Raw genomic sequence first — 14,518 nt, forward strand, 5'->3', positions numbered from 1 at the left:
TCAGAGCAGCGCCTGGTCGCGCAGGACCTGGCGGATGAACGTCTCGGACCTGCGCGGCGTCGAGTTCGGGTCGACGGAGGCGGGCGGGTGCCAGCGGCTCTGCACGGCGCCGGACACGTCGGTGTAGTACGGCGTGATGGGACGCGGCGACGCGGCGTTGATCGAGTCCCGGATGAGCCCGGCCATCGGGAACTCCTTCTTGATCTGCGGGTCGTCGTAGACCACCGCGCGGGCCGCCGGGTTGCCCGTGTCGATCATGTACTGCTTCATGTTCTCGGGGGTGGTGATGCACCTGACCGCGTCCACCGCGAGCGTGTCGCGGTACTTGCCGTAGCCGCCGATGCCGAGTTCGATGCCGCCGAACGGGGGCTTGCTGTCCTGGTTCGCGTTCACCTTCGGGTAGCGGGCCCAGCCGAGGTCGGCGGGGATGTTCTTGTTGATCACCCCGGCCTTGGCGTCGCCGTTCTCGGCGCGCCAGATGTACCCCCAGTTGATCATGAATCCGCCGCGCGACCCGTTGAGCACCGACCTCGCCTGCTCCTCGATGTCGGTGGACAGCGTCGGGCTCGCCGCCTTCGAGCGGGCGAGCTTGCGGATGATCGTCGCGGCCTGGCGTCCGGCCGGGGAGTCGATCTCGATGGTGGCGTCGGCGCCCTTCTCGGCGTCGCTGATGATCCGGCCGCCCGCGGACGAGATGAGGGCGTTGATCCACACCATGTAGCCCTCGTACCGGTTGCCCTGCGCGGCGACGGTCGTGTTCGTCCGGACGGCGGCGTCGATCATCTTGTCCCAGGTGAAGTCGGGCGCGCTCGGATCGACACCCGCCTTCTGCGCGGCCGACTTGCGGTACCAGAGCAACTGGGTGTTGGCCCAGAAGGGCGCCGCGTAGAGCTTGCCCTCCCACGTCGAGCTCTGGACGGCGGGCGGGAACACCCCGTCGGTGAACTGCTTCGACTCGGCGGCGGTGAACGGGCGCAGGAACCCCGCGTTGGCGACCTCCGCGACGAACACCGGGTCGAGGCTCATGATGTCGAGCCCGGAGTCCTTCGCGGCGAGCCGCCGGACGAGCTGCTCGCGCTGCTGCGTCGCGTCGTTCGGCAGCACCGAGGTCTTGATCTTGTACTTGCCGCCGGACGCCTTGGTGCAGGACGCGGCGAGCTTGGCCTGGCCGCCGTCGTCGGGGTTGATGTACCAGTTCAGCGTGGGTGTTCCCCCGCCGCCGCCCGAGCACGCGGCGAGGCCGCCGGCCAGCAGGGTCAGGGCCACGGCGGCGCGGAGCGCGGGGAGGCTCCGCCGCATGCGCCGGTCGGGCGGGGCGTGCCGGTCGGGCGGAATGGCTCTCCTCCGTGCGATCCGTTCAGCGCGCATGACGCGGCCGGGTCGTCGTCCGATCCGCTCGACCATCGGGCCTCCTGAAGCCACCCACCAAGCGCGGGCACTTCGCCGGGCCGCATCCATGGCGGGACCGTGTTCATTCGATCACTGGAGCGGGTGCCTGTCGAGGTCCGGAAAGGGATCGTGATCATAAAGCGGCCCACGCCTAACAATGTCCCCGCCCATACCACGGGATACCAGTGGTACGGATACGGACTTGTTTCGATAAAGGGGACTCGGGGGAACGTCGATGGCGTAAGCAGAGCAAAGAAGACGCGGGAGGCTCGCGGGCCCCGACCGACCCACGAACCTCCCGCGCCTTCGCCCGTGGGGGCGGATCAGGACGCGGACGGCCGAATTCAGTAACCGTTACCGTTGCCGGTCGCGGACATGACCTTCCTGCCCTCGGGGGTCGTGGCCCACCAGACCCCGCCGACGCCCTGCCCCTTGGTGTCGCCCGGACGCGCGTCCTTCTCGTAGAAGTACATGGGCCAGCCGTTGATCGTGAGCTGGCACTTCCCGTCGTCCTTGCGTTCGATGAAGTTGACGGCCTTCTTGCTGACGCCCTCCAGCTTCAGATGCTTCCAGCCGTTGAACACGGCGGGCGGCCACGCCTTCTTGCAGGCGCCGAAGCAGACGGAGTTCGGCGGCCTGCTGGTGTCCTTGTCATAGCGGTAGAGCGTGCGGCCCCGCCCATCGGTGATGATCAGTCCGAGCCTCGGATCGCGCTTGGCCCTGACGACCGTCCAGCCCTTCCAGCGGTCGTTCGCGGGCTTGTTCCCGGTGGGCGCCTTCTCGGTGGGCGCCTTCTCGGTGGGCGCGGCCGTCAGGGCCTTCTTGCCGGTCGGCGCCGCCGCGTACCAGGTGCCGCCCACGCCCTGGCCCTTCACGTCGCCGGGGCTCGCGTCCTTGGCGAACCGGTACAGCGGCCAGCCGCCGAGCGTGACCTGCCACCTGCCGTCCGGCCGCTTGACCTTGCCCACCAGCGACCGCCGGACGCCCTTGACCTCGGTCTCGGCCGCGCCCGCCCACACCGGCGGCCACGCCTTGGCGCACGCCCCCTCGCAGGTGGAGGCGGGCGGACGCGCGGTGTCGTTGTCGAAGCGGTACAGCGTCATGCCCCGGCCGTCCGTGACGACCTTCCCGAGCCTGGTGACGCTCGCGACCTCCAGCGTCGTCGGTTCGGGCTCGGGCTTCGGCGCCGCGGACGTCGCGGCCGCGGCGGGGCTCTGCCTCGTGCCCGCCGCCGCGTTCCGCTGGGCCCCGGCCTTCTCCTGCCCGCACGCGGTGACCACCAGCCCGGTCGCGGTCAGGGCGGCCGCCGCGGGGATCGCCCAACGTGGGAATTCCATGTCGTGTCCTCCAGGTCGATGCGGGCCCCGGGTCGGCCGGGGTCCCTGCGGCGATCGAGGCGAAGCGGCCGCACCGCCCTCCTTGATCAACTAGCAGTACGGTGGAGGGGACCCGACAGGTTCAAACCGGGTGCGACCGGGGCACGACCGGCACGACCGGCTCAACCGGCTCGACCGGTACGGCGGCGCGAGGGAACCGTTCGCCTTCCCAGCAGGTCTCATTCCGGACGAACTGCCCCGACCCGCCCCGAGGTGCGATGTGGTGACCGCCGGACCCCCCACGGACGGCCGCGGCGCGCGCGAGGGCGACCGCGTCAGCCTCGGCAAGGGCGCGGCGCCCGCACCCGGCATGCGGCGCGAACCTTCGGCGGGGCCGACGGGTCCGGCGTGGATCGTCGTGCCCGCGCGGGCGGTCGCGCTGGTGGTCGTGCTCCCGCTCCGGCTCTGCTACGACCTGCTCCGCCTCGTCGGACGCGGCGTCGCGGCGGTCTTCCGCGCGGTCGGCGGGGGTGTGGCGTGGCTGCTCGACCTCCTCATCACCCGGCCGCTGCGGTGGCTGGTGGTCGTGGTCGTGATCGGCGGCCTCCGGCTCCTCGGACGCGGCGCCGTGCACCTGGCCCGATGGCTCTACCGCCGGCTGCTCCTCCCGGTGGGCCGCCTCCTCGCCATGACCGGACGCGGGCTCGCGCTCGTGCTCGACTTCGTCCTGCTGCGGCCGCTCCGGCTGGTCGGACGCGGGCTGGCCTGGCTCGGATCGGGCATCGCGACGGTCGTCGGCCGGCTGATCGGCGTCCTGGTGGTGCTGCCCGCCGTGCTGGTGTGGCGGTACGTCCTGCGTCCGCCGCTCCTCGGTCTGGCCTGGCTCTTCCTGACCGTGGGCCGCGGCATCGCGTGGGTCGCGCGCGGAATCGGCCTCTTCTTCGTCGCGGTGTGGGACGTGCTCGCCAGCGGCTGGAAGGCGTTCGCATCCGCCGTGGCATGGACGTGGCGGTTGCTGGGCCGCGGCCTGGCGTGGCTGGGACACGTCCTGTTCGTCCTGCCGGCGCGCTACCTGCTCGTCCTGCCCGCACGTGCCCTCTACCGGCACCTGCTCACCCCCATCGGACACGGCGTCAGGGGGACGTGGCGCCTCGCGGCCCGGCTCCTGCGCTGGCTCTGGCGGACGTTCGTCACCGTCCCCCTCCGCTGGACGGGCCGCGTCCTGATCGTGGCACCGTCCCGCTGGGTCAGGACGAGCGTGCTGCGCCCCGTGGGGCACGGCATCCGCACGAGCTGGCGCGTCACCGTCGGCGACCCCGTCCGGGCGGTGCGCGCGACCATGCGGGAGACGAGCCGCGAGGTCCGCCTGACGCTGCGCCGCACCTTCCGGGGCCACTGACCTTTCCGGGCGAACCGGCTGGGATACTGGCGGGCGATGTATCGACTCCTGTTCTCACTGGTCATCACGCGGGTCCCGGCGGAGACCGCGCACCACCTCACGCTGGCCGCGCTGCGGGCGGTCCAGGCCGTGCCCGGCCTCGCGCCGCTGCTGCGCCGCGTCCTCGCGCCCCGGGACCCGGCGCTCGCCGTCCGCGCGCTCGGGCTGGACTTCCCCGGCCCGCTCGGCCTCGCCGCCGGGTTCGACAAGGACGCCGTCGCCTACGACGCGCTCGGCGCGTTCGGCTTCGGCCACGTCGAGATCGGCACCGTCACCGGGCGCGCGCAGCCGGGCAACCCGCGCCCGAGGCTGTTCCGGCTCGTCCCCGACCGGGCGGTCATCAACCGGATGGGCTTCAACAACGAGGGCTCCGAGGCCGCCGCGCTGCGGCTTCGGCGGCGGCGTCCGGGGACGATCGTCGGCGTCAACATCGGCAAGACCAAGGCCGTGCCGGAGGCGGAGGCCGCGGCCGACTACGTCGCGAGCACCGAGCGCCTCGCCCCCCACGCCGACTACCTCGTCGTCAACGTCAGCTCGCCCAACACCCCCGGCCTGCGGAACCTCCAGGCCGTCGAGCACCTGCGGCCGCTGCTGACCGCCGTGCGCGAGGCGGCCGACCGGGCGTGCGCCGCGCGCCGCGTTCCGCTGCTGGTCAAGATCGCCCCCGACCTCGCCGACGACGACGTCGACGCCGTCGCCGACCTCGCGCTCGACCTCGGGCTCGACGGGATCATCGCCACCAACACCACGATCGGGCGCGAGGCGCTCCGCAGCGCACCCGGCCTGGCCAAGGAGACCGGCGGGCTGTCGGGCGCCCCGCTCAAGGAGCGCTCGCTGGAGGTCCTGCGCCGGCTGCACGCCCGCACCGGCGGACGCCTCGTCCTGATCTCGGTGGGCGGCGTCGAGACCGCCGACGACGTGTGGGAACGCGTGCGGGCCGGGGCCACCCTCGTCCAGGCGTACACGGGAATGATCTACGGCGGGCCGCTGTGGGCGCACCGGGTGAACCGCGCCCTCGCACGCCGCCTGCGCGGCAGCGCCTTCCGCACGATCACCGCCGCCCGCCGCGGCTGACCCCTACGGGACCTCGAAGAAGCCGTCCGCGATCAGCTCGGGCAGGACGGTCAGCGCGTGCTCGCGCACCTGCTCCGGGGGCATGCCGGTGAGCTGGGCGATGGCGTCCAGCAGCGGTTCGAGCGGCAGCGTGCCGTCGCAGACCCCGGCGAGCCCCGCCTCGACCGTCCCGACGCCGGCGGCCCGCCCGAGCCGCCCGGTCTGGCGCAGGACGATCCGCTCCGGGTCCTCCGCGCCCGGCGCGCCGATCTGCTCCTGGACGATTCCCTCCGCCGCGCGGAGCAACCGCCGTCCACAGCCTGTGGAAAACTCCGCGGCCGCCGCGAGGCCGTCCAGCACGTGATCGACATAGGCTCCCACGGGCTGCTCGACGGCGTGCCGCAGCTCCTCGACGCGCACCCCCGGACGCCCGCCGGTGCGCCGCAGCGTGATCCAGCCGAAGCCGATCCCGGTCACGTTCCGGCGTTCGAAATGCGCGAGCCACGCCTCGTACCGCGCGCGGTACTCCGGGGTCCCCGCCTCGCACGAGTCGCGCAGCCACAACTCGGCGTACTCCGCCGGGTCCTGGACGTCCCGCTGGACGATCCACGCGTCGCAGCCCGACTCCTCCGCCCACGCGCCGACCCGCTCCTCCCAGGGCGTCCCGTCGACGTGCAGCCAGTTGGCCAGCAGTTGTGCATGCCCGCCGTCGTTCAGAAGGTGTGGCGCCTCGGTGACGATCCGGCGGCAGAACTCGTCGCCCGGCAACCCGGACTCGCGGTAGGTGAAGCGCGGATCCCCCTCCCCTGACGGCGCGACGACGAACGGCGGATTGGACACGATCAGGTCGAAACGCCGCCCCCTCACCGGCTCCAGAAGCGACCCCTCGCGCAACTCGGCGCCCTCCACTCCGGAGAGCGCGAAGCTCATCGCGGCGAGTCGCAGGGCCCTCGGGTTGACGTCCGTCGCGGTGATCCGCGCGGCGGGGTCGCGGTGCGCCAGATGGACCGCCTGCACCCCGCATCCCGTCCCGAGATCGAGCACGTTGTCCACAGCCCTGTGGACAACCAGCCGGGCGAGGCTCCCCGACGCGCCGCCCGCGCCCACCACATGATCGGACGGCACGACGCCCCCGGATCCGGGCCGCACCTTCAGATCCGAGACGGCGTACCCGACATGCCCGGTGGCTTCGAGCGGCTCGACGTGGAGCAGCGGCCGCACCTCGTCCACGGAGACCTCGGCCAGGCCCGCGCGGACGAGGTCGTCCACCGGGACGGTGTCCGCCGCCACCGGGACCTGGAGCCAGAACAGCCGGGTCAGCGCCTCCAGCGGCGACCCGCCGCGGGTGGCGCGCAGCGCCGGGACGATCTCGTCCCGCGCCAGCGCCCCGCCCGCCACCGGCCCGAGCAGTCCGCGCACGCCGTCCACGGTGTAGCCCGCCCCGTCCAGGACGGCGCGGACGCGTTCCAGGGGCGCACGAAGATCAGGCATCCGCCCATCCTGCCCGCTCCCGACACTCCGCGGGCCCGGAAATCACGGTGCGTCATTACCCATTGACTCTACCGTTTTAATCGGAAATCCTGAGGTCCCGAGCGAACGGAAGGCCGCCATGAGCGTGACAGACGAACTCCTCGCCAACGCCGAGCGATACGCCGCCACATTCGACAAGGGCGACCTGCCCCTCCCGCCCGGCAAGGGCGTCGCGGTCGTCGCCTGCATGGACGCGCGGCTCAACCCCTACGGGGTCCTCGGCCTGAGCGAGGGGGACGCCCACGTCATCCGCAACGCCGGCGGCGTGATCACCGCGGGCGAGCGCCGCAGCCTCGCGATCAGCCAGCGGCTGCTCGGCACCCGCGAGATCATCCTGATCCACCACACCGACTGCGGCATGCTGACCTTCACCGACGACGGGTTCAAGGCCGACATCCAGCGGGAGACCGGCGTCAAGCCCGACTGGGCCGCCGAGGCGTTCCCCGACCTGGAGGAGGACGTCCGCCAGTCGATCCGGCGCGTCACGTCCGACCCGTTCATCCCGCACACCGACCAGGTGCGCGGCTTCGTCTACGAGGTCGAGACCGGGCGCCTGCGCGAGGTGAAGCCCTGAGGTGACACGCGGCGCCCCGGTTCAGGGGACGGGGCGCCGCGGAACCGCCGGGCGTCGCGGTCAGCGGAAGTAGGCGTCGAAGCCCTTGGCCAGCGACTCGGCGATGCGCTGCCGGAACGACGAGCTGGACAGCCTGCCCGCGTCGCCCGCGTTGCGCATGTTGCCGCACTCGATGAACACCTTCGGCACCGTCGACAGGTTCAGCCCGCCGAGGTCGCTGCGCCGGTCGAGCCCCTTCTCCCCGATGTAGTTCGAGTACGGGACGTCGGTGCCCGAGCGGTAGGCGTCCCGGAGGTTCCGGCCGAGCTTCAGGGAGGCGGGGACGGCCTCGGTGTTGTGGCCTTTCACGCCGATCGGCTCGATGATGTGGAAACCGTGCCCGGACGCGGACGCCCCGTCCGCGTGGACGGACAGCGCCGCGTCGGCGCGCAGCCGGTTGCCGACCGCCGCCCGCTCGGTGATGCACGGCCCGACGCTCGTGTCGTTCTTGCGGGTCAGCGTCACCTTGGCGCCCCCGGCGCGCAGCAGCTTCGCGAGCCGGTTCGAGACGTCCCAGGTGAAGGCGTGCTCCTCGTATCCGGCGTTCGTGCTCGTGCCGGACGTGTCGCACTCCTTGCTGCCGTTCCCGATCGGCACCTGCTTGTTGATCTCGGACGGGTGCGAGGCGTTGCCCCCGTTGTGCCCGGGGTCGATCACGATCACCTTGCCGCGCAGGGCGGAGCCGTCCAGGGAGCCCTCTGGCGAGCCCTCCGGGGACCTCGGCCCCTCGGAGCCGGTCGCGCTCTGCGGGGCCGTCCCGCGCACCGTGGGGGGCGCGGCGGGGTCGCCTGAGGCGTCGTCGGACGATCCACCGCAGGCCGCCAGGACGCCGAGGCACAGCGCGAGACCGGCGGCCGCGGGGCCGCCTCGATGGATGCGCACAGACCCCGCCCTCCGTGACGACTTCGTGACCGACCCTGACAGTCTGCACACGGACCCGGGTTCGTCAAACGAAGTTCCACGAAATGGGCAGGACTCAGCCACGCGCGGCGCAGGCGGGCGGGCCCGCCCGAACGGGCCGTGCCGCCTACCCGGGTGGGCCTGCCGCCTACCCGGGCGGACCGTGCCGCCTGCCCGAGCGCGTCAGGCCGCCTACCCGAGCGGGCCCTCCTTGCCGAGGAGCGCGGCGAGCGCGCGCGCCTCGTCCGCGTCCAGGCCCAGCACCACCCGGGGCTGCCCCCACGGATGGTCGATCGAGTGGGCCACGTAGCTGGCGACGGACTCCGAGACCTGCTCGGCGAGCCCGCGCGCATGCCGCCACTCCGTCCACGCGCGTTCCAACTCGTTCGCCGCGCGCTGCGCGCACGACACCAATTCCGGATCACGCATGAGCCGACCCCCCTGGGTGAAGCTTCCCCGTGTCACGCAGGACGGAGCCGACACGGGCGGCCTCACCCGAGGCCGCGCCGGAACCGGGCCCCGCCGAACGGTTGCGTCCATTAACCCTCCGGCGGCGGCCCGGGATCCGGCGAATACGGCAGGCTTGGCCGGGCCCTTACCCGGGGCGCACCGGTCCGAGGAACGATCTACCTCGGGAACACGTGCGGCCCCTACGACAGATGGGGAGCTTGGAGGAGGCGGGGGGCCTGACCGTGACCACCGGGAACCCGGCCGTCGGTACCGGGGCCGGGCCGTGGCACCGGGACCTGGCCGTGGCCACTACAGGACGGGCACCGGGCCCGTCGTCGATCGGATCACCAGGTGCGGGACCACGAGGTTCTGCCGCGCGATCCGCGACGGGTCGCCGATCCGCGCGGTGAGCAGCTCGGCGGCCACCCGTCCCATGTCCCGGCGCGGCTGGTCGACGCTGGTCAGCGAGATGTGCCTGATCGCCGCGAGGTGCGTGTTGTCGTATCCGACGATCGACAACTGCGTCGGCACCGGCGTCTCCAGCTCGTCGGCCGCCGACAGCGCGCCCGTCGCCACCAGGTCGTTCGGCGCGAAGATCGCCGTCGGCCGGGGGTCGCGGCGCAGCAGCGCGCGGGTGGCGCGGTAGCCGCCCTCCTCGGTGAAGTCTCCGGGCTCGACGACGATCTCGTCCGTCAGGCCGTGCCGTCGCATCGCCTTCTCATAGCCCGCGCGCCGGTACCGCGCGGTGGTCGAGCGCGCGCCCTCGATGTGCGCGATCCGCCGGTGCCCGAGCTCGACGAGGTGGTCGACGGCCAGGCTCGCGCCCAGCTCGTCGTCGTCCACCACGATGTCGACGCCGACGACGTCGCGCTCGCCGACCACCACCACGGGCACGCTGGCGGCGGCCTCCTTCAACGACTCGGGGACGACGCTGAGCAGCACGAGGCCGTCCACCCGCATCTCCAGGAACGCCTCCACCGCCTCGGCCTCGAACAGCGGATCCCACCGCCCGCTGCCGACCAGCATCCGCAGGCCCTCACCGTGCAGGCTCTCCTGCAACCCGTCGAGGAACTCCGCGAAGAAGGGGTTGTGCAGGTCGGCGACGATGGCGCCGATCAGCCTCGTCCGTCCTTCGACGAGGCTGCGCGCCACGGCGTTCGGCCGGTAGCCGAGCTCCCGCGCCGCCTGGAGGACGGCCTGCCGCCGCCTTTCGCTCACGTGGGGTGACCCCCGCATGACAAGCGACACGAGCGACTTGGACACGCCGGCTCGCTCGGCGACGTTGCGGATGGTCGGTTTGGGCGCGGGTACCGACCTCCCTTCGCCGCGCGCCGAATGAGGGCCGCCGTCGCGCGGTGGGGGAACCGCGCCTTCTCCCATCACCGGCCTGTTGTGCGGGGGGCTTCCTTCACCAGATGACATGGCACTCCGTCCAGGAGGGGGGCCTGCAGGACTTGCCGCGATGGCGCCCCGGGGATCCACTGCAGGGAAGTCTCGGCGCGCCCGCCTCCGCGCGGGAGGAGATGCCATGATGCCTCGGCTTCACCCCATATCGTCGCAACAGTCAGTAACGGGCATCCGTGAATGGCAGTTCGGGGCTATGGTGTTTCGGGCCACAGCCGTATTCTGGCGTGATCAGGACCCGGCGAAAACGGCGCCGGGCCCCGCCCGCGGGCGGCGGGTGGCCGTTCACGCTCGGATACGCTGCCCAGGTGGGAGATCATGCCGTGGCCGGTGGAAAGGCACGGAGCCGGGAGGGCACCCGCCCCGGACGCCGCAGGCTCAGCGTCGACGAACGGCGCGACGAACTGATCGAAGCGGCGCTGCAGTTGTTCAGCACCCGCCCGCCCGAGGACATCTCGATCGACGATGTCGCGGCCGCCGCCGGCGCCTCCCGCGCATTGGTCTACCACTACTTCGGCGGCAAGTACGAGCTTTACCTGGCCGCTCTCGGAAGCGCGGCCAAGCGGCTGTCGGTCCTCCTCGAACCCCCCGCCGAGGGCGCCCCCCTCGACCGCCTGCGCATCTCTCTCGAACGCTACTTCGACTTCGTCGAAAGCCACGCCGCCGGCTATACCGCCCTCCTTCGCGGCGGCCCGGCCGACCGTTCCGGCGAAGTGGGCGAAATCGTCGACGGCATCCGCCGACTCCTTCTCGACCGCATCCTCCACTCCTTGGGAGTCGCGTCTCCGCAGCCCATCCTGCGCATCACGCTGCGTTCCTGGATGGCCGCCGTGGAGACCGCCTGCCTGGACTGGCTGGAGAACCGCGACGTCCCACGTCCTGACCTGGAGGGACTCCTGGCCGACCAGCTCGTGGTCATGCTCGACGCCGCCGGTCGCCGCGACCCCGACACCGGTGCCCTCGTCGACCGCCTGGCCCGAGCGGAACTCCACCCGAGCCCCTGAAGATCTGTCCTCTTGTGGACGCCGCGTCCCAAACTCGACGACTCACGTCCCATGGGCCACGAACACCCACACGCGTCCATGCAAACAGACGCGACCGCACAGCGTGACCGAAGGTCAGACGACGTCACCACCGCGGCCACCCACAAGTGGCCGCGCCGAGATGTGGCCCACGGCCGCCTCCGCTCTCCCGCCCGCCACCGAGAAGTGGCCCCCGAGGTAGGCCGGCCCTACCCCGCCGCACCGGCCGTGCACACACAGCGACCACGTGACCGGATGGCGGGTGAGGGCGTGCGGATGTCCCGCCCGCGGTTGGTCGCGGACGGGACATCCGGTCGAACGATGCCGGTCCGGGACCGCGATTCTCGGATGACCGTGGTCCCGGCCCGTTGTTCAGGAGACCTCTGGCGTGTCCTCGCGCGAACATGGACGCGCGAGGTCGTCCAAGGGCCTCCTGACCCCCCTTGCGTTCCGCCGGGTGACCGGCGGTTCCGGCGGTACGCCGCCGGATGGAGCGACTACTCCGAGCGGAGTCGCTACTCCGACCGCTGCTGCGGGATCCCCGCCAGCAGCGCCCGCACCTCTGCCTCGCGGTAGCGGCGGTGCCCCCCGAGCGTGCGGATGGACGTGAGCTTCCCGGCCTTCGCCCACCTCGTGACGGTCTTGGGGTCGACGCGGAACATCGTCGCCACCTCCGCCGGCGTCAGCAGGGGCTCGGCCTCTGGCGTACGTGCTGACATGTTTGCGGCCTCTCCTCCGTGGACCGATCCTGCGATTGATCCTCGCGGTGTCACTGATGTCCCCTATGGCCCGAAAGAGCCACTATGACATCACAACGTGTAACCTTGCCACCACTCAGCGCAACAAGCAAGTTCCTGGCGGTAGTTGCGTGCAAACATCCCTGCGGACGCCGGGAGCAGCGCGTCTTCGATGGCCAGCGGGTCACGCTGCGTGATTCTAGCGACACGTATAGTCGTATCGCCCGCTGATTCGGGAAATTTGTTTTAGTTCGCCGTTTCGAGGGCCCTGACCGGCCTCCAGCGCGCGAGGAGCCGCTTGTACATCGCGACGGCGAGCTCGGCCTCACCGCGCTCCATCGCGGCGAGCGCCACGGACATCTCCGCCACCGACTCGTCCGCCTGGAGCGTCCGGTCGTCCAGGAGGTGGACGAGGCCGCCGTAGTCCAGCTCGACCAGCGCCCGCGGATGGAACTCCTCCAGCCACCGGCCGAGGGCCTCCAGCCGTCCGGCCGACAGCGGGACGGCGTCCGCGGCCCCCTCGCCGAGGTTGGCGCGTACCACCGGCAGCGCCGAGGCGACCCTGCGGCGGGCCTCGCCCATCGAGGTGACATAGATGAGCGTACGCGCACGAGCGGCCGTCGCAGGCCCATGACCTGCATGTTCCTGCAAAGCGTCGGACGTCGTCCGGTATCCGGTACCGGGCGCGCCGAGCATCAGACACCGCTCCGAGCGGGCGAACGGCACGAACCAGGCCAGCGGCACATGCCAGACATCCGTCAGGATGTGCGGGCGCAGTGATCGGCCCGCCCGCTTCCAGCGCTCGAACTCGCTCGTCGCCCGCTCCGCCACCGTCGGCGGGACGAACGCCGCCGCGACGCCCGCGGACCGCTCGTCCCGGAAGCGCTCGAAGGCCAGCCAGGAGCGCAGCCGCGTCTCCCAGGGACAGATGAAGATCATGTCGTCCGAGCGGCGGACGTAGGCGTCGCGGCTCTCGCGGTCCGGCACGACCTCGGGCGGCGCGGAGGTGAGGCGCCGCGCCGCCTCCCGGTGCTCCGCGGCGAGGGCGTGGATCCGCCTCGGGCGCCGTCTGGAGTCCGCGTAGGCCGTCCACAGGGTCCGCGCGGGTTGCGGGAAGGCGGTCACCGGCTCATATACCCGCAGGTACGCGGCGTACGGAAACACAACCGCATCGTGACATGAGACTGGCCCCGGCGAGGGCCTGTCAGGGCCACCGAGACGGGCGCGTTACCTCGCCCGTCCGTCTCTGATCACGTCCCGGAGGAAACGCGCATACGCAGGCGGCCAGGCATGTAGCCCCCTTAGGCTGATCTAGAGACAGAGAGGAGGGCACTACCGTGCCTAATGTCTTCGGGTCGCCTCACAAGGGCTCAGAACCCCGACACGAGCAGGTCGTCTTCTGCCAAGACGAGGCCAGCGGCCTGCGCGCCATCATCGCGATCTACTCCACCGCCCTGGGCCCGTCCCTGGGAGGCACCCGGTTCTACCCCTACGGGTCGGAGGAGGAGGCGCTCACCGACGTCCTGAACCTGTCCCGGGGGATGGCGTACAAGAACGCCTTGGCGGGGCTGGACCTCGGCGGCGGCAAGGCCGTCATCATCGGCGACCCGGCGGTGGACAAGTCGGAGGCGCTGCTACGGGCCTACGGGCGTTTCGTCCAGACCCTGAACGGCCGCTACTACACCGCCTGCGACGTCGGCACCTTCAGCGAGGACATGGACGTCATCGCGCGCGAGTCCCGTTACGTCACCGGCAGGACGGTCGCGCACGGCGGGGCCGGCGACTCCTCCATCCTCACGGCGTTCGGCGTGTTCCAGGGCATGCGCGCCGCCGCCGAGACCGTGTGGGGCGCTCCCACCCTGCATGGCCGCCGCGTCGGCGTCGAGGGCGTCGGCAAGGTCGGCCACCGGCTGGTCGAGCACCTGCGCGATGACGGCGCGGACGTCGTGATCTGCGACGTGAACGAGGCCGCCGTCGAACGCGTCCGGGCGCAGCACCCCGAAGTGGAGGTCGTCCCGGACAAGGACGCCATGGTCCGCACGGAACTCGACGTGTATGCGCCGTGCGCCCTGGGCGGTTCCCTGAACGACGACTCCGTCCCCGCCCTCCAGGCCCGGATCGTCTGCGGGGCGGCGAACAACCAGCTCGCCCACACCGGCATAGAGAAGAGCCTCGCCGACCGGGACGTCCTGTACGCGCCCGACTATGTGGTCAACTCCGGTGGCGTGATCCAGGTGGCGGACGAGATCGACGGCTTCGACTTCGACCGTGCCAAGGCCCGCGCCTCCGGCATCTTCGAGACCACCCGCAAGATCTTCGCGCTCGCCGCCGACGAGGGCGTCCCCCCGGCGGTCGCCGCCGACCGGCTCGCCGAGCGCCGGATGTCGGAGATCGGCCGGTTGCGCGGCATCCTCGTCTGAGCGACCCGTCACGAGGCCATCACGGGGCCGTCATGGGCTGTCCGAAACTTCCCATGACGGCCTTGGTGATCTAAGTGTCCGGGTGGGTTACGAGACCCTGTCTTCCCTAGCCAGGGCCTAGATAGACTGGTGTTCCAAGCAACATGAGCGCCGCCACGTACCGTCGATGTACCGAGCCGGGCGCAAAACGGGTACGGTTGTATCCGTGACTGACGCATGGCTCATCAGGCACCGGTTCGTGTGGTA

At 71.7% G+C, this 14,518-nt stretch carries 13 protein-coding genes; 5 read left to right on the top strand and 8 right to left on the bottom strand.

The window, feature by feature from the left end; genetic code table 11:
• Positions 1-1,404 (bottom strand): extracellular solute-binding protein, encoded by a 1,404-nt coding sequence (locus KLI87_RS00775; RefSeq protein WP_214615445.1) that lies wholly within the window; start codon positions 1,402-1,404, stop codon positions 1-3.
• A gap of 329 nt (positions 1,405-1,733) precedes the next feature.
• Positions 1,734-2,726 carry a hypothetical protein gene (locus tag KLI87_RS00780; protein ID WP_156217395.1) on the bottom strand — a complete coding sequence of 331 codons (993 nt, stop codon included), beginning with the start codon at positions 2,724-2,726 and terminating at the stop codon, positions 1,734-1,736.
• A 262-nt stretch (positions 2,727-2,988) separates the two neighbouring features.
• Between KLI87_RS00780 and KLI87_RS00785 the strand changes: the two genes are divergently transcribed.
• Both KLI87_RS00785 and KLI87_RS00790 read left to right on the top strand, forming a co-directional pair.
• Positions 2,989-4,104, top strand: coding sequence for a hypothetical protein (locus tag KLI87_RS00785; RefSeq protein ID WP_214615446.1), 1,116 nt, complete (start codon positions 2,989-2,991; stop codon positions 4,102-4,104).
• A gap of 36 nt (positions 4,105-4,140) precedes the next feature.
• Entirely contained in the window at positions 4,141-5,217 is a 1,077-nt protein-coding gene (locus KLI87_RS00790; protein WP_156217393.1) for a quinone-dependent dihydroorotate dehydrogenase, read from the top strand.
• A gap of 3 nt (positions 5,218-5,220) precedes the next feature.
• Here the strand turns inward: KLI87_RS00790 and KLI87_RS00795 are convergent, their stop codons facing one another.
• Positions 5,221-6,687: a class I SAM-dependent methyltransferase gene (locus KLI87_RS00795; protein ID WP_214615447.1), complete on the bottom strand. Its 1,467-nt coding sequence runs from the start codon at positions 6,685-6,687 to the stop codon at positions 5,221-5,223.
• Between the two features lie 118 nt (positions 6,688-6,805).
• Between KLI87_RS00795 and KLI87_RS00800 the strand changes: the two genes are divergently transcribed.
• A complete protein-coding gene (locus tag KLI87_RS00800) occupies positions 6,806-7,300 on the top strand; it encodes a carbonic anhydrase (protein WP_156217391.1) in 495 nt (164 codons plus the stop codon).
• Positions 7,301-7,360: 60 nt separating this feature from the next.
• Here KLI87_RS00800 and KLI87_RS00805 read toward each other — a convergent pair whose 3' ends face one another.
• From KLI87_RS00805 to KLI87_RS00815, 3 genes are all read right to left on the bottom strand, one after another.
• Positions 7,361-8,221 (bottom strand): N-acetylmuramoyl-L-alanine amidase, encoded by an 861-nt coding sequence (locus KLI87_RS00805; RefSeq protein WP_308165797.1) that lies wholly within the window; start codon positions 8,219-8,221, stop codon positions 7,361-7,363.
• A 210-nt stretch (positions 8,222-8,431) separates the two neighbouring features.
• Positions 8,432-8,668 (bottom strand): hypothetical protein, encoded by a 237-nt coding sequence (locus KLI87_RS00810; protein WP_156217390.1) that lies wholly within the window; start codon positions 8,666-8,668, stop codon positions 8,432-8,434.
• Positions 8,669-8,998: 330 nt separating this feature from the next.
• Entirely contained in the window at positions 8,999-10,069 is a 1,071-nt protein-coding gene (locus tag KLI87_RS00815; RefSeq protein ID WP_272498217.1) for a LacI family DNA-binding transcriptional regulator, read from the bottom strand.
• A 332-nt stretch (positions 10,070-10,401) separates the two neighbouring features.
• Here KLI87_RS00815 and KLI87_RS00820 point away from each other — a divergent pair, with 332 nt between their 5' ends.
• On the top strand, positions 10,402-11,097 hold the full coding sequence (locus tag KLI87_RS00820; RefSeq protein ID WP_242883502.1) for a TetR/AcrR family transcriptional regulator: 696 nt from the start codon (positions 10,402-10,404) through the stop codon (positions 11,095-11,097).
• A 533-nt stretch (positions 11,098-11,630) separates the two neighbouring features.
• On the opposite strand, the gene bldC is transcribed toward KLI87_RS00820, so the two are convergent.
• Positions 11,631-11,834: a developmental transcriptional regulator BldC gene (gene bldC / locus KLI87_RS00825; RefSeq protein ID WP_012850682.1), complete on the bottom strand. Its 204-nt coding sequence runs from the start codon at positions 11,832-11,834 to the stop codon at positions 11,631-11,633.
• Positions 11,835-12,098: 264 nt separating this feature from the next.
• Positions 12,099-13,016, bottom strand: coding sequence for a hypothetical protein (locus KLI87_RS00830; protein ID WP_214615448.1), 918 nt, complete (start codon positions 13,014-13,016; stop codon positions 12,099-12,101).
• Positions 13,017-13,189: 173 nt separating this feature from the next.
• Between KLI87_RS00830 and KLI87_RS41380 the strand changes: the two genes are divergently transcribed.
• A complete protein-coding gene (locus tag KLI87_RS41380) occupies positions 13,190-14,272 on the top strand; it encodes a Glu/Leu/Phe/Val dehydrogenase dimerization domain-containing protein (protein WP_214615449.1) in 1,083 nt (360 codons plus the stop codon).
• Positions 14,273-14,518: the final 246 nt, after the last annotated feature.

This window comes from Actinomadura sp. NEAU-AAG7 (assembly GCF_018603865.1).
Classification (GTDB): domain Bacteria; phylum Actinomycetota; class Actinomycetes; order Streptosporangiales; family Streptosporangiaceae; genus Spirillospora; species Spirillospora litoris.

Coding starts and splice junctions, on each gene's coding strand:
- KLI87_RS00775 (WP_214615445.1), bottom strand. CDS start 1,404: ATGGTCGAGCGGATCGGACGACGACCCGGCCGCGTCATGCGCGCTGAA.
- KLI87_RS00780 (WP_156217395.1), bottom strand. CDS start 2,726: ATGGAATTCCCACGTTGGGCGATCCCCGCGGCGGCCGCCCTGACCGCG.
- KLI87_RS00790 (WP_156217393.1), top strand. CDS start 4,141: ATGTATCGACTCCTGTTCTCACTGGTCATCACGCGGGTCCCGGCGGAG.
- KLI87_RS00795 (WP_214615447.1), bottom strand. CDS start 6,687: ATGCCTGATCTTCGTGCGCCCCTGGAACGCGTCCGCGCCGTCCTGGAC.
- KLI87_RS00800 (WP_156217391.1), top strand. CDS start 6,806: ATGAGCGTGACAGACGAACTCCTCGCCAACGCCGAGCGATACGCCGCC.
- KLI87_RS00810 (WP_156217390.1), bottom strand. CDS start 8,668: ATGCGTGATCCGGAATTGGTGTCGTGCGCGCAGCGCGCGGCGAACGAG.
- KLI87_RS00815 (WP_272498217.1), bottom strand. CDS start 10,069: ATGGGAGAAGGCGCGGTTCCCCCACCGCGCGACGGCGGCCCTCATTCG.
- bldC (WP_012850682.1), bottom strand. CDS start 11,834: ATGTCAGCACGTACGCCAGAGGCCGAGCCCCTGCTGACGCCGGCGGAG.